The organism is Luteitalea sp. (assembly GCF_044337415.1).
Lineage (GTDB): Bacteria > Acidobacteriota > Vicinamibacteria > Vicinamibacterales > Vicinamibacteraceae > Luteitalea.
This window is the reverse complement of record NZ_JBIINP010000015.1, coordinates 1-20,911: the sequence shown is the minus strand read 5'-3', so window position 1 is coordinate 20,911 and position 20,911 is coordinate 1. Positions and strand designations below refer to the sequence as shown.

Genomic DNA, 20,911 nt, shown 5'->3' with positions numbered 1-20,911 from the left:
CAAGGCGCTCGTCGGGGGCCCTCGGGAAGCCCCACAATCGGCCTTCACGGTTCGTTCCGACTCCGTATAACGTTTTCTGCTATCGAAGCGGTTGGGTGTTGCTGGCCGCGCATCTGCCACCTCATGGGCGCCCATCGCACGCACCTGCTCGAGCTCGCGGCCTCGGTCGCCGATGGCACCGCCGACATCGACTGGTCGCGCCTCGAGGCCTCGGTCGAGGACGAGGAGGACCGCCAGCTCCTGCAGGACCTCCGGGTCCTCGCCGGCGTCGCCCAACTGCACCGGTCCGATCCGCCCTCGTCGGCCTCCTCGACGGCTCGCCTCAGGCGTGGTCGCGTCGTCGGGCGTATCGGGCCGCCGCTCACCGAGACGGATGGGCCCACCGTCGAGGAGCATGTCCTGCTGCCGCCCGCCACCGGCCCGGTGGACCGTTGGGGCCACCTCGAGCTCATCGAGCAGATCGGCCAGGGCTCGTTCGGCAACGTCTACCGGGCGCGCGACACGCGGCTGGACCGCGACGTCGCCCTGAAGCTGCTGCGCAAGGGCCGCCAGACTGCCGAACTGGCCGACAAGATCCTCCACGAGGGCCGGATCCTCGCGCGTGTGCGTCACCGCAACGTGGTGACCGTCTTCGGCGTGGAGGAGCAGGATGGCCGCATCGGCCTGTGGATGGAGTACATCCGCGGGCGCACGCTGGAGCAACTCCTGCGCTCGACCGGATCGTTCGGCGCGCGCGAGGCGGCGCTGATCGGCCAGGAGTTGTGCCGGGCCCTTGCGGCGGTGCACAAGGCCGGTCTCGTGCATCGCGACATCAAGGCCCAGAACGTGATGCGCGAGGAGGGCGGGCGCCTCGTGCTCATGGATTTCGGGGCGGGGCAGTACGTGCACGCGGTAGGTCCGACCACGAGCGGGCGCCTCACGGGGACGCCGCTCTATCTCGCGCCCGAACTGCTCCGCGGCGGCGAGGCGACGGTCCGGTCCGACATCTACGGCCTCGGCGTGCTCCTGTTCCACCTGGTCACGGCACAGTACCCCGTGAGCGCCTCGTCGCTCGACGACCTGCGCCAGGCGCATCGCGAGGGGCGTCGGTTCCGCCTGCACGACGCACGGCCCGACCTGGCCGACGACTTCGCACGGGTGGTCGAGCGCGCGTGCCATCCCGATGCCACGCGCCGCTACACCAGCGCGGGCGCGCTGCAGGAGGCGCTGGCCCGCTCGCTCGGGCTCGACAGCACGGTCACCGTCGATCGTCACGCGCTCGCCGCGGCCATGGCGGCGTTGCCGGCATCCGAGACGGCGGCGCCTCTGCCGGGGACGAGTCCCCGCGCGTGGACCTTCCGTTGGTGGCACATCGCGGCGGCGGGATTCCTGATCGGCGCCATCCTGGTGGCGCTCGTCGCCTGGCTGCTGCCGCGCGAGGCGCCTGTCGGGCTCCAGCGGGCCACCGCGACCACGCCGGTGGTCGCCGTCCGCCCCGTCACGGCCTCGGCCTCGACCTTCGATCCGCTGACGTATGGCGTGGCGGGCAGCCTCGGCACCCGGCTGCGGTCGTCGCCCGAGGTGCGGGTGACCAGTCCCGACGCCGTGGCGGCGCTCAACGATGCTGCGACGCCGAGCGCGGCGATCCTCGCGCTGCTGCAGGCCGACGCGCTCGTGGAAGTGCAGCCCGTGCGCAAGCTTCCCGACGGCTATCGCGCGACCGTGCGCGTGCTCATGGCCGGTATGGTGCCCGTGACGTTGCCATCGGTCGGCCCCTCGGCGACCCTCGACAGCCTCGGCGACGCCATTGCGAGCGCCCTGGCCCCGCACCTGCGGCTCGACCCGGGGGCGCTGCACGGCGGGGCGCCGCCTGCGGCCGGCGGCAATGCCGAGGCCCTGGAGCATTTCGCACGCGGCCTGCGGCTCAGCGCGACCGAGAGCGCCGAAGGTACGGCGCAGGCGTGCCAGGCCTTCAAGGCCTCCACCGACGCCGATCCCGGGTTCGCGGCCGGCTACGCGCGCTGGGCACAGTGCCTGCTGACCCAGTACCGCTTCAACACGATTCCGGCGCTCGTGGTCTTCGACCATGCGCGCCTGGTGGCCTCGACGGCCCTGGCCCGCGACGCCAACAACCCCGATGCGCATGCCGCGCTCGCCGACCTCTACGCGGAGGACACGCACGACTGGGCGCGCGCGGAGCAGGAGTTCCAGCAGGCACTCGCGCTGGACGGGAGCAACGTCTATGCTCGGGCGCGCTTCGCGATGCTCCTGGCCGGACGCGGGCGCACGGCCGAGTCCGTCGAGCAACTGCTCGAGGCCCGCCGGCTCGCGCCGTTGTCGACCACCCTCAAGGGCTACCTCGCGATGAGCCTGCATTACGCCGGACGCGACGAGGAAGCCCTGACCATGTTCGAGCAACTGCGCGTGGTCGATGCGTCGCTCGAGTCCGCCCTCGTGGGCCAGTGCCGCATCTTCACGGTCGTCGGCAAGTTCGAGGAGGCCCTCACCACCTGCCGGCAACTGCTCGTGCGCCGGAATGGGCAGGATGCGTTCGCGCAGGCGCAGATCGCCGCCGCGCTCGGTCGCCTGGGCAAGCACGCCGAGTCGGCCGCGCAACTGGCCCGGATCCAGGCCCAGCACGAGGCGGCCCCCCCCGCCAAACGCCCTGATCTGGCGTTCTTCCTCGCGACGGCGTATGCGGGGCTCGAGCAGTCGGACCAGGTGTTCAAGTGGCTCGAACTCGCCGCCCGCGGCAAGAGCTCCCGACTGGCCTACCTGCGTGTCGACCCGCGCTTCATGGTCGTGCGCGCCGACCCGCGCTGGACGCGTATCGTCGAGTTGTACGAATCCCCTGCCTGATGCAGGACACCCGCGCCGGCATGAGGCCGCCGCGCCTGTCGCAAGGAGCCCGTTGATGACCAAGCCACCCGTGTCGTTCCGTCCCGTCGTCGAAGCCATCGACGCATTGCTGAAGGAACTCGAGACGATGGAGGAGCCCGCCGACTCCAAGAGGAAGCAGCGTGCGCGAGCCATGAAGGCCTCGCTCGAGGGCACCGCCCTGATGTTGCGCGCGGAATGCTGGAGCCGCGACGCCAACGAATCCGTGTACGAGTTCCCCGCCTGACGTGACCAGCGAGGGGGCGCCGGCGCTGTGGGTTCGCCGGGCACCAGGGGCGTGGTGCACCTGGGAAGGCGGGGGGCTCACGGCGCGAACACCGACACGTGCCGAGGGACTCCCGCTCTCGCCGCTGCTGCAGACGGTTCTCGACCGCCTCGCCGACTGGACCACCGTCGAGGCCCTCGCCCTCGCGCTGGACCTGCCGGTCGTCGCGGTCGACGCGCTGGTGCACGGCCTGCTCGCGCACGACCTGCTCGAGGCGGCGCCGTCACCCCCGGGTGAGTCCATCGCCTCCGTGCCGACGCCATGGGACACCTGGGCGCCCGTCGCGCAGGCCTTCCATCTCGCGACGCGCGACGTCGCGTTCGCTCGTCGCCCCGCCGACGACACATCCCCGCGCCCGCTGCGTCCGCCGCCTGTGCTCCCCGCGCAGGGCACCAGCGACGTGCCGCTGCCGTCCCCGGTCGTGCCCGGCGCGCTGGCGGCGGCGCTGGCCGACCGCCGCACGCATCGCCGTTTCGCCGCGCAGCCCCTCGGCCTGGCCGATCTCGGCACGCTGCTCGGTGCGACGTTCGGCGTGCAGGCGTGGGCGTCGACCGCAGAGGGCCCGCTCGCCCTGAAGACATCGCCATCGGGTGGCGCCCGGCACAGTCTCGAGGCGTGGGTGTGGGCGCGCGACGTGGTCGGCCTGCCGTCCGCGCTCTACCACTACCGGCCAGAGGCCCACGTGCTCACGCGCCTCGACGCACCCTCGCCCACGCGCGTCACCGAATGGTTACCGATGCAGGAGGGCTACGACGGCGCGGCCGTGGTCGTGGTCCTCGCCAGCGAACTGGCGCGCGTGGCCTGGCGCTACCGCTCGGCCCGCGCGTATCGCGTGGTGCTGATCGAGGCTGGCCACCTGGCCCAGACGTTCTGCCTCGTGGCGACGGCCCTCGGCGTGGGGCCCTTCTGTACGGCCGCACTCGCCGACTCGGCGATCGAGGCCTCGCTCGGACTCGATCCTCGGCAGCGGCCCGTGGTGTACGCGATGGGAGCCGGCGTGCCGATGGCGGGGGAGTGGCGCCCGCACGAGGATCGACCGGCGCCGGTCATGACGCCGACGGGGCACCGCGTGCGTGCGACGCACGACGGCCCTGCGGCACCGCCAGATGCCTGATCCGGCAGCCTATTGCTCGATGCTGCTCACGTCGACGTCCACGTCGTCGCGGGTGTGCACGACGACCGCGACCTGCATCGGTCGGCAGCAGACCCAGCAATCCTCGACGTAGGTCTGCCGGCGACCGGCAGTCACGTCGATCACCAGCGTGACGGGTTCACCGCAGGAGGGGCAGGTGGTCTCGATTTCCATGGCGTGAAGGATGACGGGCGCCGCTATCGGGAGCGAACCCGACGGGACGCCAGCGTCGCCCGGTAGCAGCGCGACGGCAGCGGGTGGCCGATGGCCTCCTCGATCGCGGCCGAGGCCTCCACGAGGGCGTCGAGGTCGATGTCGCGGGCGAGGCCCAGGCCCTGCAGCATGTAGACCAGATCCTCGGTCGCGAGGTTCCCGGTGGCCCCGGGCGCGAAGGGACAGCCCCCGAGCCCGCCGGCACAGGCATCGAAGGTGCGCACGCCGGCGTCCAGGGCCACGAGGACGTTGGCGAGCGCCGTCCCGCGCGTGTCGTGGAAGTGCAGCGCGAGCCGTTCGCGCGGCACCGCCGTCAGCATGGCGGACAGCACGTCGCGGACCTGCCCCGGGTGCGCGACGCCGATGGTGTCGCTGACGGCCACCTCGTGGACGCCCGCCGCGAGGAGGTGCTCGCACACGCGGATGACGGCAGCGACGGGGACGGGCCCCTCGTAGGGACAGCCGAACGCCGTCGACACGTACCCGCGCACCGCGAGGCCCTGGCGCGTCGCGGCCGCGCACACCTCGGCGGCCGACGCGAGCGCCTCGTCCACGCCCTGGTTCAGGTTGCGCCTGCTGAAGGTCTCCGACGCGGCAGGGAAGACCGCCACCTCGCGCACGCCGGCGGCCACGGCGCGTTCCAGGCCCTTCAGGTTCGGCACGAGGGCGGAGAGACGCACGCCCGCACCGAGAAGCGCCGCATCGGCGGTGAGCGTCGAGCACAACTGGTCGCTGCCGGCCATCTGCGGTACGCGGTCGGGGCGGACGAACGCGCCGGCCTCGATGCGGCGGAGACCCGCAGCGGCCAGGGCCCGCACGAACGCGGCGCGCGTGGCGACGTCGAGCGCGACGGCCTCGTTCTGCAAGCCGTCCCGTGGTCCGAGCTCGACGATCGACACGGCGTCGCTCACGCGTCGTCTCCCGGCTCGATGTCGACGAGCACGCGCCCGGGAGCCACCCGGTCGCCCACCGCGCAGTGCACCGCGCCGATGCGCCCGGCCGTGGGCGCGCGGAGCGGCAGTTCCATCTTCATGGCCTCGAGCAGGACGAGGGCGGCGCCCGCCACGACCGTGTCGCCGGCAGCGACGAGCACGGCCGTCACCTGCGCGGGCATGGGCGCTTCGAGCAGCGCATGGCCGTGACCGGCGGCGGCGCGCCTGGCCCGTTCCGGTGGCCGAACCACGCTCACTTCTCCGGCTGCGTGCACCCAGACGACGCCGTCGGCGTCGGTCGCGGCCAGCACCACGCAGCGCGTGCCATCCTCGCGCCGGGCGTCCCAGGTGCCGTCGCCGCGGCGCGTCAGCGTCCACTCAGGCACGCCAGCCTCCCAGCGTGTCCCACGGGGTCGTCGGCGCGTCGGCTGTCGCCTCGGCCCCGGGCGCGCGGGCCTCGCGTCCCTGCACGCTGGCCACCGCCTGCGCGAGCGAGTCCAGCCACGGCACGGCCGGCGTGGACAGGGGCGCCTGGTGCTCGGCCAGCCACCCGGTGTGTACGGCGCCCGACGCCACGTCGGGATGCGACAGCACGCGTGCCAGCCACGGCAGGTTCGTGCGGAGTCCGAGCACGACGCTCGATCGCACGGCGACGCGCATGCGGTCGAGGGCGAGGCCACGCGTCGGCGCGTGCGTCACGAGCTTGCAGAGCAGGGGATCGAAGTCCGGCGTCACGAGGTCGCCCTCGCGGATGCCGCTGTCGACGCGCACGCCCGGGCCCTGCGGCTCCCGATAGCGGAGCACGCGTCCCGACTGCGGCAGGTAGCCGGCGTCGGGGTCCTCGGCGTAGACCCGGCATTCGAAGGCGTGTCCCCGCGGCGTGATGGCGTCCTGGGCCAACGCGAGCGCGCGCCCCTCGGCCACGTCCAGTTGCAGGTGCACGAGGTCGAGGCCGGTGACCGCCTCGGTGATCGCATGCTCCACCTGCAGGCGCGTGTTCATCTCGAGGAAGTGGAAGGTGGCCGCGTCGCCGTCGCCGTGCAGGAGGAACTCCACGGTGCCGGCGTTGCGGTAGCCGGCGGCTCGCGCGGCAGCCACGGCGGCCGCGCCGAGGCGCTGCCGCAGCGCTGGCGACACGACCGGCGAGGGCGCTTCCTCGATCACTTTCTGGTGGCGGCGCTGGAGCGAGCACTCGCGCTCGCCGAGGTGCAACACCGTGCCGGCCTCGTCGGCGATCACCTGCACCTCGACATGACGCGGCTGGATCAGCGCGCGCTCCACGTACAACGTGCCGTCCCCGAAGGCGCCCTCGGCTTCCCGCCTCGCCGCACCGAGCGCCTCGTCGAGGTCGGCCAACTGCGTGACCAGGCGCATGCCCTTCCCGCCGCCGCCCGCTGACGCCTTCACGAGCAACGGCACGCCGACGGCGACGGCGGCCGCCCGCAGGCTGTCGAGCGACTGGTCCTGCGGTCGCGCGCCCGGCACGCACGGCACGCCCGCGGCCTCCATCAGGCGGCGGGCCTCGAGCTTCGAGCCCATGCGCGCGATGACGTCGGCCGGCGGCCCGATGAACGTCAGGCCCGCGTCGCGGCACGCCGCGGCCAGTTCCGGGCGCTCACTGAGGAAGCCGTAGCCCGGGTGCACCGCGTCGGCGCCGGTCGCGCGTGCCGCGTCGATCACCCGCGATACCGACAGGTAGGCGGACACGGGCCGTTCGTCGCCGGGCGCGTCGAGGCACACGGCCTCGTCGGCGATCAGCACGTGCGGTCGTGTCGCATCGGGGCCGGCATACACCGCCACGACGCCCAGCCCGCGCTCGCGACAGGCGCGCGCGACGCGCACGGCGATCTCCCCGCGATTGGCGATCAGGACCTTACGCATCGGAGTCCGCGGCCTGCCAGCGCGGCCGGCGGCGGTCGAGGAACGCCCGGAGGCCTTCCTGGCCCTCGTCGCTCACGCGCTGGCGCGCGATGGCCTCGGCGGTGCGCTGCCGCGTCGCGGCGTCGGGAAGCGGCGCCAACTGCGCGAGCAGTGCCTTGGTGGCGCGATGGGCCGACGGCGCGCCGAGCGCCAGCTCCTCGAGGCGCGCCTGCACCGTCTCGTCGAGCGCCTCCGGCCGACAGACCTCGTCGATCAGGCCGACGGCGCGGGCCTCCGCGGCGTCGAGGCGGTGCGCCCGCAGGAACAGCCGTCGTGCGGCGGCCAGGCCGATCCGGCGGATGACGTACGGCGCGATGGTCGCAGGCAGGATACCGACGCGCGCCTCGGTGAAGCCGAGGGTCGTGTCGTCGGCCGCAATCACGATGTCGCTCGCCGCCAGGAGTCCGGCGCCGCCGCCGAGCGCCGGGCCGTGGACGCGCGCCACCACCGGCATCGGTAACGCCGCCACTGCATGGAACATCTCGGCGACCACCATCGCATCGTCGAGGTTGCGGACCTCGTCGTGCTCGCGCATGCGCTGCATCCAGCCGAGGTCGGCGCCCGCGCAGAAGGCCGGCCCGTTGCCGGCCAGTACCACCGCTCGCACCGTGCCGTCGCCCGCGAGCGCCCGCGCCGTGTCCCTGATGGTGGCGATCAGCCGGTCGTCGAGGGCGTTGCGCACCTCGGGCCGATCCAGCGTGAGCCAGACAGTCTGTCCCCGGCGTTCAACCTGCAGTCCGGCCATGGCGTGTCCGATCCCCCGCTACCCGCTACCCGCTACCCGATTCCCGATTCCCGACTCCCGATTCCCGTTCCGTCCCTACATCCTGAACACGCCCACGCCGCGCGGAGCCAGCGGCGCGTTGTGGCTCATGGCGATCCCGAGCCCCAGGGCATCGCGCGTCTCCAGCGGATCGAGGATGCCGTCGTCCCACAGGCGCGCCGTTGAGTAGTACGGCGAACCCTCGTGCTCGTACTTCTGGCGAATCGGATCCCTGATGGCGGCTTCGTCCTCGGGCGACAGCGTGCGTCCCTGCCGTGCGAGCTGGTCGCGCTTCACCGTCACCAGCACGCCGGCGGCCTGCTCGCCTCCCATCACCGAGATGCGGGCGTTGGGCCACATCCACAGCAGGCGGGGATCGAACGCCCGGCCGCACATGCCGTAGTTGCCGGCGCCGAACGAGCCGCCAATCACCACCGTGTACTTCGGCACCCGCGTCGTCGCCACGGCGTGGACCAGCTTGGCGCCGTCCTTGGCGATGCCGGCGCGTTCGTACTGCTGCCCGACGATGAAGCCGGTGATGTTCTGCAGGAACACGAGTGGAAGGCCGCGCTGGTCGCACAGCTCGACGAAGTGCGTGGCCTTCAGCGCCGACTCGGAGAAGAGCACGCCGTTGTTGGCGATGAGGCCCACCAGGTAGCCGTGCAGGTACGCAAAGCCCGTCACGATCGTCGGGGCGTAGCGCGCCTTGAACTCGTCGAAGCGCGAGCCGTCGACCAGCCGCGCGATCACTTCCCGCACGTCGTAGGAGGTCCGGAGGTCCTGGGGGAGCACGCCATACAACTCGGCGGGATCGAAGGCGGGCGGCTCGGGCGTGGCGCGTGCCACGGGATCGCGGCGACGCACGGGGACGGTCGACAGAATCGTCCGCGCCAGGTGCAGCGCCTCCGCGTCGTCCTCGGCGTAGTAGTCGGCCACGCCTGACAGCCGCGTATGGACGTCGGCCCCACCCAGCGCCTCGGCGGTCACGTCCTCGCCGGTCGCGGCCTTCACGAGCGGCGGACCGCCCAGGAAGATCGTGCCGGTGCCGTTGACGATGATGGTTTCGTCGGACATGGCTGGCACGTAGGCGCCGCCGGCCGTGCACGAGCCCATGACGACGGCGATCTGCGCCAGGCCTGCCGCCGACATGCGCGCCTGGTTCGAGAAGATCCGGCCGAAGTGATCGCGGTCCGGGAACACCTCGGCCTGCAGCGGCAGGAACGCGCCCCCGGAGTCCACCAGGTACAGGCACGGCAGGTGGTTCTGGAGCGCGATCTCCTGCGCGCGCAGGTGCTTCTTCACGGTGAGGGGGAAGTAGGTGCCGCCCTTGACCGTGGCGTCGTTGGCCACGATCAGGACCTCGCGCCCCGACACGCGCCCGACGCCGGTCACCAGGCCCGCTCCAGGCGCGTCGCCGTCGTAGAGGCCGTCGGCCGCGAGCGGCGAGCACTCGAGGAATGGCGTGCCGCGGTCGAGCAGGTGATCCAGTCGCTCCCGGACCGTCAGCTTGCCTTGCGCCCGTTGTCGCGCCTGCGCCTCGGCGCCACCGCCCGCCCGCGCCGCGTCTCGCCGGGCGCGCAGGTCGTCCACGAGGGCCCGCATCCGGGCCGCGTTGCGCGTGAACGTATCGCTGCGGGGATCGAGGGCCGACGTCAGGCGGTCCACGCGATCACCAGCCGCAGCAGTCGGTCTTGTAGCCGCAGGCAGGGCAGCGCCAGACGGCGTGCATCCGGAACATCTCGGCGCCACACCGGTCGCACACCGTCGGCGGATCGCACGCGGGCTGCGGTCGGGCGGGCGTCGTCTCGCGCGGCTGGGGGGCCGGCCGGGACTCGGCATCCTGAGGCATGGCCGGATTATAGGCCGCAGCGGGCCGGCGGCTCGAACGCAGCCAGGCCTGATAGGCGCGACCGGTCACGTCCTTCGTTAGGTCATGACCGTTCATGTTTGATACGCTGGCCGGACTCATGCATGTAAAGCTGACAGTGAGCGTCTGGAGTCGAGACAGAGTGAGCGTCGGCCTCTGTCTGCAAGGACGACATGCCGACTGACGCGCCCCTGCGGCTGCTGATGGTGGGTGTGCCCGATGCCGGCATCCGCATCGGACTGGATCGGCTCCAGGAGCGTCGGGTCGTAGACCTCCGGGCCACCGACGCCGACGGGGTCGAAGCCGCGTCGGAGGCCTGGGCGCCCGACATCCTGCTGGTGATCGGTAGCGGTCGTGCCGTCGATGGCCCGGAGGCGCTGCGGCACTGGCGCCAGCACCTGCCCGAGACCGACGCCGTCGTCGTGCGTCCAGCCGACGACTCCTTGCGCGCCGCCGAGTGGCTCCGCGTCGGTGCGTTCGCCGTTGTGAGCCGACCGGTGGAAGCCGACGAACTCGCCGAGGAACTCGAACGTGCGGCCGAGCGGGTGCGCTTGCGCGCCGAGAATCGCCAGCTGCGGCGCCAGCTCGACGCGCCCCGTCGCTTCCCGGAGATGATCGGGCAGAGCAAGAAGATGCTCGAGCTCTACGAGTTGGTGGGCGCCGTCGCCGGGAGCGACGCCAACATCCTCGTGCTCGGCGAGAACGGGACGGGCAAGGAACTCATCGCCAACGCCGTCCACACGCACAGCGCGCGGGCGCACGGCCCCTTCATCAAGATCAACTGCGCGGCCCTGCCCAAGGAGCTGATCGAGGCCGAGCTGTTCGGCTACCGTCGCGGCGCGTTCACCGGGGCGTTCACCGACAAGGCGGGCCTGCTGGCGATGGCCGAGGGCGGCTCGCTGCTGCTCGACGAGATCGGCGAGATGCCGTCGTACCTGCAGGCCAAGCTGCTGCGGGTGCTGCAGGAGCGGGAGTTCAGGCCGATCGGCAGCGATCGCAGCGTACGCGTCGACTTCCGCCTGATCTGCGCGACCAACGTCGACGTCGAGGCCGCGTTGCGTGACGGACGCCTGCGCGAGGACCTGTACTTCCGCATCAACACCATCACGATGCGCGTCCCGGCGCTGCGCGAGCGGCTCGAGGACCTCGCGCCGCTGTGCCAGCATTTCCTGGGCCTGTACAACGCACGGCATGGCCGGAACCTGCGTGGTGTCAGCCCGGCGGCGTACCACCGGCTGATGCAGCATCGCTGGCCGGGCAACGTGCGGGAACTCGAGAACGTGATCGAGCGCGGTGTCCTCGTGGCACGCGGCCCGGACCTGCAGCCCGACGACCTGCCCGACTCGGTGACGGCGCTCGCCACGCCGGCGGGAGGGGCGCCCGACCTCCTCCCGGCCACGGCGACCCTGGCCGCGATCGAGCGCATGGCCATCCTGCAGGCGCTGCAGCGCACCAACTGGAACAAGCAGGATGCGGCGCAGCAGCTCGGCCTGTACCGGCCGACGCTGTACAGCAAGATGAAGAAGCACGGCATCACCTCACCGCCGCGGCCCCGACGGCGCCTTGCGGCAGAGGTGCCGAGCGAGCCACCGGCCTGACGCGCCCCGGGGCGCTGGCTCCCACGGCGTCCCCGTGGTGAAATGGCTGGACGCGTGCCGCACCCCCGGGGAGCCCGGGGCGGCGACGCCGGAGGATCGAGCGCGTGACCGATCGGACGAAGATCATGCTGGCCGCTGTCGCAGGCGCCCTGGGCGGTGCGGTGGCGGGCTACCTGTTCCTGACCCGCGACGGACGGGAGTTGCGCGACCAGCTCGGGCCCGGACTCGAGGACATGATCGGGCGGCTGCAGGACCTGCAGACCTCGGTGCAGCACGCCCGGGGCGTGGCCGACCAGAGCTGGTCGGCGCTGCGCGACATCACGCGGGAATCCGGGCGCGCCTAGCCCGGGGAGAGACTCATGAGCCACGACGACACCAGCCGCAACAGCGGTGCGACCTTCCTGATCGGCTTCATCGCGGGGTCGATGCTCGGCGCCGGCCTCGCGCTGCTGTTCGCGCCCAAGCCGGGCGACGAGACCCGCCGCGAGGTCGCCGAGCGGGCGCAGCGCGTGAAGGACAAGGCGCGCGAGGGCCTCGGGTCGGCCTCCGATCGCGTGGCGCAGTTTGCCGAGCGGGGCAAGGCCATGGTCCAGACGGCCGCCGACAAGGCGCGCGAAGCCGCCCAGGCCGTTCGCGAGGGACGCGACCCCGAGGCCATCGCCGACCCGGATCAGCCCTTCAGCTGACCCGCGTGATTCCGTTGCGGGCGGGGCCAGGCCCCGCCCGCCCTTCACCGTGCGCCGACGCCACGCCCTTGCCGCCGTGCCCGCCCCGGGCGATCAGCGTTCGCCGTGGCCCTGGCAGGCCTGGCGCCTGGTCCTGTCGGTGCCGCGCGCCGTGGCGGTGGCCTCGTGGCGCGCCCTCGTCCGCTTCTTCAACAGCGACAACCTGACCTACGCGTCGTCGATTTCCTACTACGCGCTGCTGTCGCTGTTCCCGTTGTTCCTCGTGCTGTTCTCGATCGTCGGCAGCGTCACCACCGACGAGGACGCGCGGCTCCGGGTGCTCGGCTTCGTGCTCCGGTACTTCCCGCGGCAGTTCGACTTCCTCTCGGCGCAGATCGACGCCTTCCGCCAGCAGCGCTTCCAACTGGGGTTCTTCGCGAGCCTGCTGATGATCTGGTCGGCGCTCGGGGTGTTCGGCGCCATCACCACGGCCGTCAACTACGCCTGGCGGGTGGAGCGGCAGCCGACGTTCCTCAAGCACAAGCTCGTCGCGTTCCTGATGCTCGCCGCCGCCAGTGTGCTGCTGGTCGTGGCCCTGGCCATCATCAGCGTCGGCAGCGTCGTCGAGTCCAACTGGTTCGCCGCGCGGGTGGGGGAGACCCCGGCCGCCGCGTGGGTGCGGGGCTTCTGGGGGCGCTGGGCCAGCACCTTCATGTTCATCGCCGTGACGGGCCTGATCTTCTACTTCGTGCCCAACACCAACAAGGTGCGCTTCCGCGACGTGTGGCCGGGCGCCATCATCGCCGGCCTGCTGTGGCGCGCCGCCCTGGCCGGGTTCAGCTGGTACGTCCACGACCTGTCGCGCTTCAGCGTCCACGGCACGATTGCCGGCGTTGTCGTGTTCCTGCTCTGGGTGTACGTGTCGGCGGCGGTCCTGCTGTACGGCGTCGAGCTCACCGTCGCCTACGCCCAGATCAGGCGCATGGCGCGGCAGCAGGTCGCGGCGGTTGACGCTTAACGCCGAACGCCGAACGCCGAACGCCGAATGCGGGGGAGATGGCCGACCCTACCGGCTCTGGCAGCCCCAGCGGACGGTTCAGACTGCCGACTGCCGACCGCCGACTGCCGTTCCCTACCTGAACACCACCCAGAGCACGATGACGCCGAGCATCAGCGCGATCGAGAGCGGCGCCTGCCAGCGCATCGTGGCGCGCTCGGCGGGCGTGCGGGCGTAGCCGCCTTCGAGCGTGGCGAACGTCAGGCCGCGCAGTTGCGCGGCGGGCGGGGGCGGGGTCGCCAGCGACACCACCACCAGCAGCGTCGTCGCGATCAGGAACAGGACGATCGCGAAGTGCAGGAAGTTGATCGTCACGAACGCCGTCAGGGCCGGGCTGTCGGCCACCAGCGGGCGCGCCTTGATCACTTCGAGCACGAACCGCGCGCCGCCGATCACCGCACCGGAGGCCAGCGCCGCCACGGCGCCCTGCCGCGTGGCGCGCGGCCAGAAGACGCCGAACAGGAAGACCACCGCGATGGGCGGGCTGATGTAGGCCGACACGCTCTGCAGGTAGACGAACACCTGTGAGCTCATGCCACGGATGAACGGCACCCACAGGATGCCGAGCACCACCATCACCACCGTGGCCAACTGGCCGACGCGTACCAGCCGTGCCTCGGTCGCGTCGGGCCGGAGCTTCCGGTACACGTCGAAGGTGACCAGCGTGGAGCTCGAGTTGAAGGTGGCCGCCAGCGACGACATCAGCGCCGCCATCAGCGCGGCCACCATCAGGCCGGTGAGCCCCGACGGCAGCAGCCGCAGCACCAGCAGCGGGTAGGCGTTGTCGCCGTTGACGTCGGCGTAGAGCGCCTTGGCGATGATCCCGGGCAGCACCAGCACGAACACCGGCGTCACCTTCAGCAGCGCGGCAAGCATGGTGCCGCCGCGAGCGTCCGACTCGCTGCGCGCGCCGAGCACCCGCTGCACCATCGCCTGGTCGGTGCACCAGTACCAGAGGCCGAGGATCGGCGCTCCGAAGAAGATGCCCGTCCACGGGAAGTCGGGATGTGACACCGGCCGGATCATCGAGAAGAAGTCGGCCGGTACCTGCGCGCGCAATGCGCTCCATCCACCCACTTCGCGCAGCCCGAGCAGCGTGAGCACCACGGCCCCCGCGAGCAGGATGATGGCCTGCACCAGTTCCGTGTAGATCACCGCCGACAGGCCGCCGGCCACCGTGTACACACCGGTGGCCACCACCATCACCACCGCCGACGTGTAGAAGTCCCAGCCGAGCAGGGTCTCCAGCAGGAGCGACCCGGCGTAGAGCGACACCGAGATCTTCGTGAAGATGTAGGCCAGCACGGAGACCGTCGTGAGGTACCACCGGCACGCCGGGCCATAGCGGCGCTCGAGGAACTCCGGCATCGTGAACACGGCGCTTCGCAGGTAGAACGGCGTGAACACCCACCCGAGCGTGAGCACCATGAACACCGCCAGCCACTCGAAGTGGCCCACGGCCAGCCCCGTGGTCGCGCCCGAGCCCGCCAGGCCGATGAAGTGCTCGCTCGAGATGTTGGTCGCGAACAGCGATGTGCCGATGGCGAACCAGCCGACGTTGCGGTCGGCGAGGAAATACGCCTGCGAGGAGCGGGTGCCGCGCGCGAAGGAGAAGCCGATCCCGAAGATGAGCAGGAAGTACGCCGCGAGGACGCCGTAATCGAGGCCGGTCATGTGCGGCCGATTCTAGTCCGTCTTCCTGAGCCCTGAGCCCTGAGCCCTGAGACCGCCGTCTACTTCGCCGGTGGGATCAGCACCTGCGGCGTCAGGCGCAGTTCGTCGCGCGAGGCCTTGGCGACGGCCTCCGCGGCGCGTGCCGCGTTGCCGGCCGTGGTGAGCAGCACGATCGACCCGCCGAACCCGCCACCGGTGATGCGCGCGCCGAGCACGCCGCGCTGGGCCCGGGCGATCTCCACCATGCGGTCGATCTCGGGCACCGACACCTCGTAGTCGTCGCGCAACGACTGGTGCGAGGCATTCATCAGCTGGCCGAACCTGACGATGTCGCGCTTGCGGAGGGCTTCGACGGCTTCGAGGACGCGGGCGTTCTCGGTGATCACGTGGCGCACGCGCTTCTGCAGCAGGGCCGGCAGCGACTCGAGGCGGCGCATCTCGACGTCGGTGATCTCGCGCGGCTCGTGCACGCCGAGCGCGCGGATGCCGGCCTCGAGTTCCTGGCGGCGGATGCGGTAGTGCCCCGACGAGATGCTGTGCCGGATGCCCGAGTTGACCACCGCGATCTCGGCCGTCGACGGGATCCGCACGAGCTGCCACGACAGGTCCCGCGTGTCGAGGAACAGCGCGTGGTTGATGGCCCCGAGCGCGCAGGCGATCGGGTCCATCACGCCGACCGGCACGCCGATGAAGTCGGTCTCCACCCGGCGCGCCAGCCCGGCCAGGACGACGTCGTCGATGCGCAACTGGAAGAGCTCGCGCAGCGCCCGCAGTACCGACACCGAGAGGGCCGCGCTCGAGGACAGGCCGCTGCCGAGCGGCACCTCGGACCGGATCACGGCGTCGAAGCCGCCCACCGGATGGCCGGCCGCCCGCAGCACGGCGCTGGCGCCCTGCACGTAGTCGACCCAGGCGCCGCGGCGCTGTTCCTCGCCGACCACGAAGCGCGCCCGCTGCTCGTCGTGGGGGACCGAGGCGCTCCAGGCGCGCGAGGCCACGTCCGCGTTGGCGGCGACCGCGACGGCCGTCGTCTGCGGAATCACCGTGGGGAGCACGAACCCGCCGGAGTAGTCGGTGTGCTCCCCGATCAGGTTCACCCGCCCCGGCGCCTCGCCGATGATGGTCCGCCGGTGGCCCAGGTGCCGGATGATGTCGTGGCGCGGGATCTCGGTCACGGAAGGGGGGCGCTCAGGACGCCGGCTGCAGGTTGCCGAGCGCCTTCAGGATCGCCGCCGCGAAGTGGGGCACGTCGTCGGCCTTGCGGGCCGTGATCACGCATCCGTCCTCGACGACCGGGCGGTCGACGTAGCGGCCGCCGGCGTTCTTGATGTCGATGGCGATCGAGGGCCAGCAGGTGATCGTCCGGCCACCCACGGCCTTGACCGAGATCAGCACCTGGGCGCCGCGGTCGATGGCCGCCACGGGCTTGTTGGCCGCGATCATGTCGCGCACCAGGTCCGTCATCGCGTGGCGCAGGCGGATCCGATCGGGCGCATGGCCCCCCGGGATGACCACGGCATCGAAGTCGCGCACCGTGGCCTTGCCCGCCGCGAGGTCGGCCGTGACCTCGAGGCCCTTCCTGCCGTGGTAGTGGCGGCCCGCGATCGGGCCCACGAAGACGACCTCGAGCCCGGACGACCGCAGCAGGTCGGCGGTGCCGGCCAGGTCGGCATCCTCGAACTCATCTTCCACCAGCAGGGCCACTCGCTTGCGAGGATCGGCGGTCACGACACGGTCTCCAGTCGGCGATATTACAACAGGGCTAAGATGACCTGATGGCCAATCGCCTGGCCGGTGAGCGCAGCCCGTACCTGCTCCAGCACGCCGGCAATCCCGTGGACTGGTACCCCTGGGGCCCCGAGGCCCTCGCCCGCGCCAGGGCCGAGCAGAAGCCGATCTTCCTGTCGGTCGGCTACAGCACGTGCCACTGGTGTCACGTGATGGAGCACGAGTCGTTCGAGCACGCCGGCATCGCCGCCGCGCTCAACGCCCACTTCGTCAGCATCAAGGTGGACCGCGAGGAGCGGCCCGACATCGACCGCGTCTACATGCTCTTCGTGCAGGCCACGACCGGGCAGGGCGGCTGGCCGATGAGCGTCTTCCTCACGCCCGACCTCGAGCCGTTCTACGGCGGCACCTACTTCCCGCCCACGAGTCGTCACGGGCGCCCCGGGTTCCTCGACGTCCTCGAGGAGATCGGCCGCGCCTGGCGCGACGAGCGCGCGCGTGTCACGGCCTCGGCCGCAACGCTGGCGGCACGCCTGCGCGAGGCGACGCGGCCGGAGGCCCCCCCCGACGGCGGGGTACACGTCGCCCCGCGGCAGGCCCTCGACGAGGGCCTCGCCGAGTACGTGAAGGCCTACGACGCGCGCCTCGGCGGCTTTGGCCCGGCGCCCAAGTTCCCGCGCCCGTCCGAGTTCCTCTTCCTGCTGCGTCATCACGCCCTCTCTGGCAATCCCGAGGGGCTCGAGATGACGCTCGAGACGCTGCGGGCGATGAGCACCGGGGGGCTGCGCGACCACGTGGCCGGGGGCTTCCACCGGTACTCCGTCGATGCCGAGTGGCGCGTGCCGCACTTCGAGAAGATGCTGTACGACCAGGCCCAGATGGTGCTGGCCCTGCTCGAAGCCGCTCAGGCCTCCGGCGACCCGTTCTACGTCTCGGTGGCCGAGGACACGCTGGGCTACGTCGCGCGCGAGCTGACGGGCGTCGACGGCGGCGTCCTGTCGGCCGAAGACGCCGACAGCGTGCCGGCCGACGAGGCCGACCGTCCGCACGCGCGCCGACTCGAGGGCGCGTACTACCTCTGGAGTCTCGAGGAGGTGATCGACGCCGTCGGCGAGGCGCTCGCCCCGCTCGTGGCCGCCCGCTTCGGCGTGCGCCCCGAGGGCAACGCCGCCGACCCCCTCGGCGAGTTCCGCGGGCGCAACGTGCTGTACGTCGCCCGCGACATCGAGGACCTGGCGCAGGCGTTCGGGCACTCGGTCGACGACATCATTCGTGACCTGCGCACGGCCCGCCTCCGCCTGCACGAGGCGCGGCGGCAGCGCCCGCGGCCCTCGCTCGACGACAAGGTGCTCACGGCGTGGAACGGCCTGGCGATCGCCGCGTTCGCGCGTGCGGCCCGGCAGTTGCGCGGACGCAGCGCCCAGGCGCCGACGTGGCTGCGCGCCGCCGAGCGCGCCGCCCAGTTCGTGCGCGCCGCGCTGTGGGACGCCAACCGCGGCGTGTTGCTGCGTCGCTGGCGTGACGGCGAGGCCGCCATCGACGGGTATGCGGAGGATTACGCGTACCTCGCCTGGGGGCTGCTCGAACTCTTCGAGGCGACCGGCGATGCGGCCTGGCTCGAATGGGCGCGCGATCTGCAGGCGCAACTCGACGAGCGCTTCTGGGACGACGTCGGGGGCGGCTGGTTCTCGACGACCGGCGACGACCCCACGGTCCTCCTGCGCATGAAGGAGGACTACGACGGCGCCGAGCCTGCCGCGAGCGCCGTCGCGGCGATGAACCTGCTCCGCCTGGTCCACCTCGCGCCCGACCCCGAAGCCCTCGCGCGCGTCGAGCGCACGCTCGCCCGCGGTGGCCCGGCCATCGGCAGGGCGGCGCGGGCCGTGCCCTTCCTGCTGGCGGACCTGGCGACCTACCACGCCGGCCTCCGGCAGATCGTCATCGTTGGCGCGCCCGACGATCCGGCGACGCTCGCGCTGCACGACGTGGTGGCGCAGACCTACCTGCCGTTCTCCGTCGTGGTGCCCGTGGCGCCCGGCCACGCGCAGGCGCACCTGGCCCACTTGTTGCCGTTTCTCGAGACGCTGACCCTGCGCGACGGGCGTCCGACGGCGTACGTGTGCGAGGGGTTCACCTGTCAGGCCCCGACCACCGATCCCGACACGCTCGCGCGCCACCTGGGAGGTGCCGTGTGAGCACGGCCGGTACGGAGACCCATCTCGAGATCATCGCCCTGTCGCTGGAAGACGGCCTGGCCGCCGAGGCCGGCGGCGCGACACGCCTGGAGGTCGTGCGCGACATCCACGAGGATGGCCTCACGCCAGACGTCCGCCTGGTCGAGGCATTGCTGGCGCGGGTGCGCCTGCCCCTGCGCGTGATGGTGCGCCCGCGCAACACGTTCGAGGTGGGCGACGCCGCGCATCGGGCCGAGATCGCCCGCGATGCGGCGCTGTTCTCGGACCTCCCGGTGGACGTGGTGACCGGCTATATCCGTCCGGCTGAAGGGGAGGGCCGTGCGCTCGACGAGGACGCCCTTGCGCTGGTCGCCGAACGCGTGCCCAAGGCGCGCATCACGGTGCATCGCGCCGTCGAGCGACTGACGATTGCCCCGGTGGATGCCCTGCGGCGCTGCCCGCAGGTCGATCGCGTGCTCTCTGCCGGCGCCGGCGCCAACTGGACCGAGCGGGCGGCAGCACTGGCCACCCTGCAGCGCGACATCGCCCCGGTGCGCGTGATCGTGGGCGGCGGCGTGTCGTCGGAGGCTGTGGCCGCCCTCGCAGCCGTGGGGACGCTGCACGAACTGCACGTGGGCCGCCTGGCGCGGACGGGCGAGACCTTCGCCGCGCCGGTCGACGCCGCCATCGTCGCCACCCTGCGCGCACGCTGGTTCGCGAGCGACGCGAATTCCTGACGCCGCCGGTCTCCCTTCTCCCTTTTCCCTTCTCCCTTGTGCCTTCTTCTGCCTTGTTCCTTCTCATGCGTCATGACTCATGACTCATGAGGAATGAGGCATGACGCATGACGAATGAACTCACTGCCGCGCGCGCTGCAGGCGGGCCACGCGGTCGTCGTCCATCTGCACGGCGACTTCGGTGATGTGTCCATCGAGGTCGATGGTCATCACGATGTCTGCGTTGGCCACCCACGCCTCGGCGGTGTCGCGGAGCACGCCGCTCAGGTCGACGTGCCCCGTGGCCAGGCCGTGGTGCACGTCGAGGTTGCGCAGCGCGACCTCGGGTGTCGTCAGCGTGTAGTGCAGGGCCTTCACCAGGAGCCGGTACCCGCCGGGCCCGCGTGACACGAGGCGGACGATGGGATCGGACGCCGGGCGGCCGAGCGTGTCCTGGTACGCGACGCCGTTGAGCCTGAAGGTGGCGTCCTTGTGGAGCAGGCCGTCGGGCAGGTCGAGGCTGCCGCGGTTGAACGTCGCCACCCACTCGGCCACGCGGCCCACGAATTCACCCGGCGTCAACACGCGGGGAGTGTAGCAGGGCCCCGCGCGGCGCCTGGCGGTCGCCGGCGCGGTGCGCGCTGACAAGGCGGGCGCTTTGTGCAATTCTGGGCCACTGCAGGTCTTGCACGTTTTCCCAGAGGGCACGATGACGTACCAGGTCGAGATCATGTTGCGCGGCGACGAGAAGGTGTTCACCGAGACGGTCCACCACATCGGCGGGACCGACCCGTCGGCCTGGACCGTCGACGATGCCAGCACGATGATGCACTCCACGCTGAAGGCGATCGACCGCACCATCAATCCTGGCCGCGACGACGAGCCCGTGACGACGTTCCACGGGATCAACTGGATCGTGAGTCCGTACCAGGAAGGCGTGGTGCTCGCACTGGAGATCCACAGTGCGTCGGCGGTGGCGGGCCCGTTCGCGATGACGCAGGCCAAGCTCGAGGCGCTGCTGAACGATGCCGTCAAGCAGCCGGGCGCCACCTCGGGCGGGGTGGTGCACTAGTCATTGGTCATGCGTCATGCGTCATGCCTCATGACGCATGACGGATGGACAGGCGGGTCGGGCAGGCGGCGTCGGGCGGACCGCCATGCCGGGATGGCGAAACTGGCAGACGCACGGGACTTAAAATCCTGTGCTCCGTGAGGAGCGTGTGGGTTCGATCCCCACTCCCGGCACCATCCGCTCGCAGGCGCGCGTCCGGCGCCGGGCGTGCGCCTCAGGCGCACGGCTCCGGCCTGCCGGCCTCGCCGTCGCGCTCGA

Annotated in this window: 21 protein-coding genes and 1 tRNA gene; 11 read left to right on the top strand and 11 right to left on the bottom strand. The window is 71.8% G+C overall.

The window, feature by feature from the left end; translation table 11 throughout:
• The first annotated feature begins 123 nt into the window (after positions 1-123).
• The 3 genes from ACIRDX_RS04670 to ACIRDX_RS04660 are packed head-to-tail and all read left to right on the top strand — an operon-like array spanning position 124 to position 4,256.
• On the top strand, positions 124-2,838 hold the full coding sequence (locus ACIRDX_RS04670; protein ID WP_396624238.1) for a protein kinase: 2,715 nt from the start codon (positions 124-126) through the stop codon (positions 2,836-2,838).
• A gap of 55 nt (positions 2,839-2,893) precedes the next feature.
• Positions 2,894-3,103, top strand: coding sequence for a hypothetical protein (locus ACIRDX_RS04665; protein WP_396624237.1), 210 nt, complete (start codon positions 2,894-2,896; stop codon positions 3,101-3,103).
• Between the two features lies 1 nt (position 3,104).
• Complete coding sequence (locus ACIRDX_RS04660) at positions 3,105-4,256, top strand: SagB/ThcOx family dehydrogenase (RefSeq protein ID WP_396624236.1); 1,152 nt, start codon at positions 3,105-3,107, stop codon at positions 4,254-4,256.
• A 9-nt stretch (positions 4,257-4,265) separates the two neighbouring features.
• On the opposite strand, the gene ACIRDX_RS04655 is transcribed toward ACIRDX_RS04660, so the two are convergent.
• The 7 genes from ACIRDX_RS04655 to ACIRDX_RS04625 form a co-directional block, all read right to left on the bottom strand.
• Positions 4,266-4,448 (bottom strand): CPXCG motif-containing cysteine-rich protein, encoded by a 183-nt coding sequence (locus ACIRDX_RS04655; protein WP_396624235.1) that lies wholly within the window; start codon positions 4,446-4,448, stop codon positions 4,266-4,268.
• 23 nt (positions 4,449-4,471) lie between these two features.
• Complete coding sequence (locus ACIRDX_RS04650; protein WP_396624234.1) at positions 4,472-5,398, bottom strand: hydroxymethylglutaryl-CoA lyase; 927 nt, start codon at positions 5,396-5,398, stop codon at positions 4,472-4,474.
• A complete protein-coding gene (locus ACIRDX_RS04645; RefSeq protein ID WP_396624233.1) occupies positions 5,395-5,805 on the bottom strand; it encodes an acetyl-CoA carboxylase biotin carboxyl carrier protein subunit in 411 nt (136 codons plus the stop codon). Before ACIRDX_RS04645 ends, ACIRDX_RS04650 begins: the two co-directional genes overlap by 4 nt.
• A complete protein-coding gene (locus ACIRDX_RS04640; protein ID WP_396624232.1) occupies positions 5,798-7,300 on the bottom strand; it encodes an acetyl/propionyl/methylcrotonyl-CoA carboxylase subunit alpha in 1,503 nt (500 codons plus the stop codon). The genes ACIRDX_RS04645 and ACIRDX_RS04640 overlap by 8 nt, the downstream gene beginning before the upstream one ends.
• A complete protein-coding gene (locus ACIRDX_RS04635; protein WP_396624231.1) occupies positions 7,293-8,084 on the bottom strand; it encodes an enoyl-CoA hydratase-related protein in 792 nt (263 codons plus the stop codon). The genes ACIRDX_RS04640 and ACIRDX_RS04635 overlap by 8 nt, the downstream gene beginning before the upstream one ends.
• Before the next feature lie 75 nt (positions 8,085-8,159).
• A complete protein-coding gene (locus tag ACIRDX_RS04630) occupies positions 8,160-9,767 on the bottom strand; it encodes a carboxyl transferase domain-containing protein (protein ID WP_396624230.1) in 1,608 nt (535 codons plus the stop codon).
• A gap of 4 nt (positions 9,768-9,771) precedes the next feature.
• Complete coding sequence (locus ACIRDX_RS04625) at positions 9,772-9,951, bottom strand: hypothetical protein (protein WP_396624229.1); 180 nt, start codon at positions 9,949-9,951, stop codon at positions 9,772-9,774.
• A 191-nt stretch (positions 9,952-10,142) separates the two neighbouring features.
• Here ACIRDX_RS04625 and ACIRDX_RS04620 point away from each other — a divergent pair, with 191 nt between their 5' ends.
• The 4 genes from ACIRDX_RS04620 to ACIRDX_RS04605 all read left to right on the top strand — a co-directional run bounded on the left by ACIRDX_RS04620 (position 10,143) and on the right by ACIRDX_RS04605 (position 13,250).
• Positions 10,143-11,567, top strand: a complete 1,425-nt coding sequence (locus tag ACIRDX_RS04620) for a sigma-54 interaction domain-containing protein (RefSeq protein WP_396624228.1) — start codon at positions 10,143-10,145, stop codon at positions 11,565-11,567.
• Positions 11,568-11,671: 104 nt separating this feature from the next.
• Positions 11,672-11,911, top strand: coding sequence for a hypothetical protein (locus ACIRDX_RS04615; protein WP_396624227.1), 240 nt, complete (start codon positions 11,672-11,674; stop codon positions 11,909-11,911).
• A gap of 15 nt (positions 11,912-11,926) precedes the next feature.
• Entirely contained in the window at positions 11,927-12,253 is a 327-nt protein-coding gene (locus tag ACIRDX_RS04610; RefSeq protein WP_396624226.1) for a YtxH domain-containing protein, read from the top strand.
• 49 nt (positions 12,254-12,302) lie between these two features.
• Positions 12,303-13,250 (top strand): YihY/virulence factor BrkB family protein, encoded by a 948-nt coding sequence (locus ACIRDX_RS04605; RefSeq protein ID WP_396624225.1) that lies wholly within the window; start codon positions 12,303-12,305, stop codon positions 13,248-13,250.
• Positions 13,251-13,364: 114 nt separating this feature from the next.
• Here the strand turns inward: ACIRDX_RS04605 and ACIRDX_RS04600 are convergent, their stop codons facing one another.
• The 3 genes from ACIRDX_RS04600 to ACIRDX_RS04590 are packed head-to-tail and all read right to left on the bottom strand — an operon-like array spanning position 13,365 to position 16,691.
• Positions 13,365-14,963 carry a sodium:solute symporter gene (locus tag ACIRDX_RS04600; protein ID WP_396624224.1) on the bottom strand — a complete coding sequence of 533 codons (1,599 nt, stop codon included), beginning with the start codon at positions 14,961-14,963 and terminating at the stop codon, positions 13,365-13,367.
• Between the two features lie 59 nt (positions 14,964-15,022).
• The gene (gene galK, locus ACIRDX_RS04595; protein WP_396624223.1) at positions 15,023-16,138 is read right to left on the bottom strand and encodes a galactokinase; all 1,116 of its coding nucleotides are present in this window, start codon (positions 16,136-16,138) and stop codon (positions 15,023-15,025) included.
• A 13-nt stretch (positions 16,139-16,151) separates the two neighbouring features.
• On the bottom strand, positions 16,152-16,691 hold the full coding sequence (locus ACIRDX_RS04590) for a DJ-1/PfpI/YhbO family deglycase/protease (protein WP_396624222.1): 540 nt from the start codon (positions 16,689-16,691) through the stop codon (positions 16,152-16,154).
• Positions 16,692-16,738: 47 nt separating this feature from the next.
• Between ACIRDX_RS04590 and ACIRDX_RS04585 the strand changes: the two genes are divergently transcribed.
• Both ACIRDX_RS04585 and ACIRDX_RS04580 read left to right on the top strand, forming a co-directional pair.
• Positions 16,739-18,886, top strand: coding sequence for a thioredoxin domain-containing protein (locus tag ACIRDX_RS04585; RefSeq protein ID WP_396624221.1), 2,148 nt, complete (start codon positions 16,739-16,741; stop codon positions 18,884-18,886).
• Positions 18,883-19,602, top strand: a complete 720-nt coding sequence (locus ACIRDX_RS04580) for a copper homeostasis protein CutC (protein WP_396624220.1) — start codon at positions 18,883-18,885, stop codon at positions 19,600-19,602. Before ACIRDX_RS04585 ends, ACIRDX_RS04580 begins: the two co-directional genes overlap by 4 nt.
• 120 nt (positions 19,603-19,722) lie before the next feature.
• Here the strand turns inward: ACIRDX_RS04580 and ACIRDX_RS04575 are convergent, their stop codons facing one another.
• A complete protein-coding gene (locus ACIRDX_RS04575) occupies positions 19,723-20,166 on the bottom strand; it encodes a hypothetical protein (protein WP_396624219.1) in 444 nt (147 codons plus the stop codon).
• A 124-nt stretch (positions 20,167-20,290) separates the two neighbouring features.
• Here ACIRDX_RS04575 and ACIRDX_RS04570 point away from each other — a divergent pair, with 124 nt between their 5' ends.
• A complete protein-coding gene (locus tag ACIRDX_RS04570) occupies positions 20,291-20,653 on the top strand; it encodes a hypothetical protein (protein WP_396624218.1) in 363 nt (120 codons plus the stop codon).
• 87 nt (positions 20,654-20,740) lie between these two features.
• Positions 20,741-20,829, top strand: a tRNA-Leu gene (locus tag ACIRDX_RS04565).
• Positions 20,830-20,911 lie beyond the last annotated feature (82 nt).

What these genes read in the sequence shown, in the direction of transcription:
- ACIRDX_RS04620 (WP_396624228.1), top strand. Translation starts at nt 10,143, where the DNA reads ATGCCGACTGACGCGCCCCTGCGGCTGCTGATGGTGGGTGTGCCCGAT.
- ACIRDX_RS04600 (WP_396624224.1), bottom strand. Translation starts at nt 14,963, where the DNA reads ATGACCGGCCTCGATTACGGCGTCCTCGCGGCGTACTTCCTGCTCATC.
- ACIRDX_RS04635 (WP_396624231.1), bottom strand. Translation starts at nt 8,084, where the DNA reads ATGGCCGGACTGCAGGTTGAACGCCGGGGACAGACTGTCTGGCTCACG.
- ACIRDX_RS04585 (WP_396624221.1), top strand. Translation starts at nt 16,739, where the DNA reads ATGGCCAATCGCCTGGCCGGTGAGCGCAGCCCGTACCTGCTCCAGCAC.
- ACIRDX_RS04610 (WP_396624226.1), top strand. Translation starts at nt 11,927, where the DNA reads ATGAGCCACGACGACACCAGCCGCAACAGCGGTGCGACCTTCCTGATC.
- ACIRDX_RS04670 (WP_396624238.1), top strand. Translation starts at nt 124, where the DNA reads ATGGGCGCCCATCGCACGCACCTGCTCGAGCTCGCGGCCTCGGTCGCC.
- ACIRDX_RS04625 (WP_396624229.1), bottom strand. Translation starts at nt 9,951, where the DNA reads ATGCCTCAGGATGCCGAGTCCCGGCCGGCCCCCCAGCCGCGCGAGACG.
- ACIRDX_RS04570 (WP_396624218.1), top strand. Translation starts at nt 20,291, where the DNA reads ATGACGTACCAGGTCGAGATCATGTTGCGCGGCGACGAGAAGGTGTTC.
- ACIRDX_RS04640 (WP_396624232.1), bottom strand. Translation starts at nt 7,300, where the DNA reads ATGCGTAAGGTCCTGATCGCCAATCGCGGGGAGATCGCCGTGCGCGTC.
- ACIRDX_RS04655 (WP_396624235.1), bottom strand. Translation starts at nt 4,448, where the DNA reads ATGGAAATCGAGACCACCTGCCCCTCCTGCGGTGAACCCGTCACGCTG.
- ACIRDX_RS04665 (WP_396624237.1), top strand. Translation starts at nt 2,894, where the DNA reads ATGACCAAGCCACCCGTGTCGTTCCGTCCCGTCGTCGAAGCCATCGAC.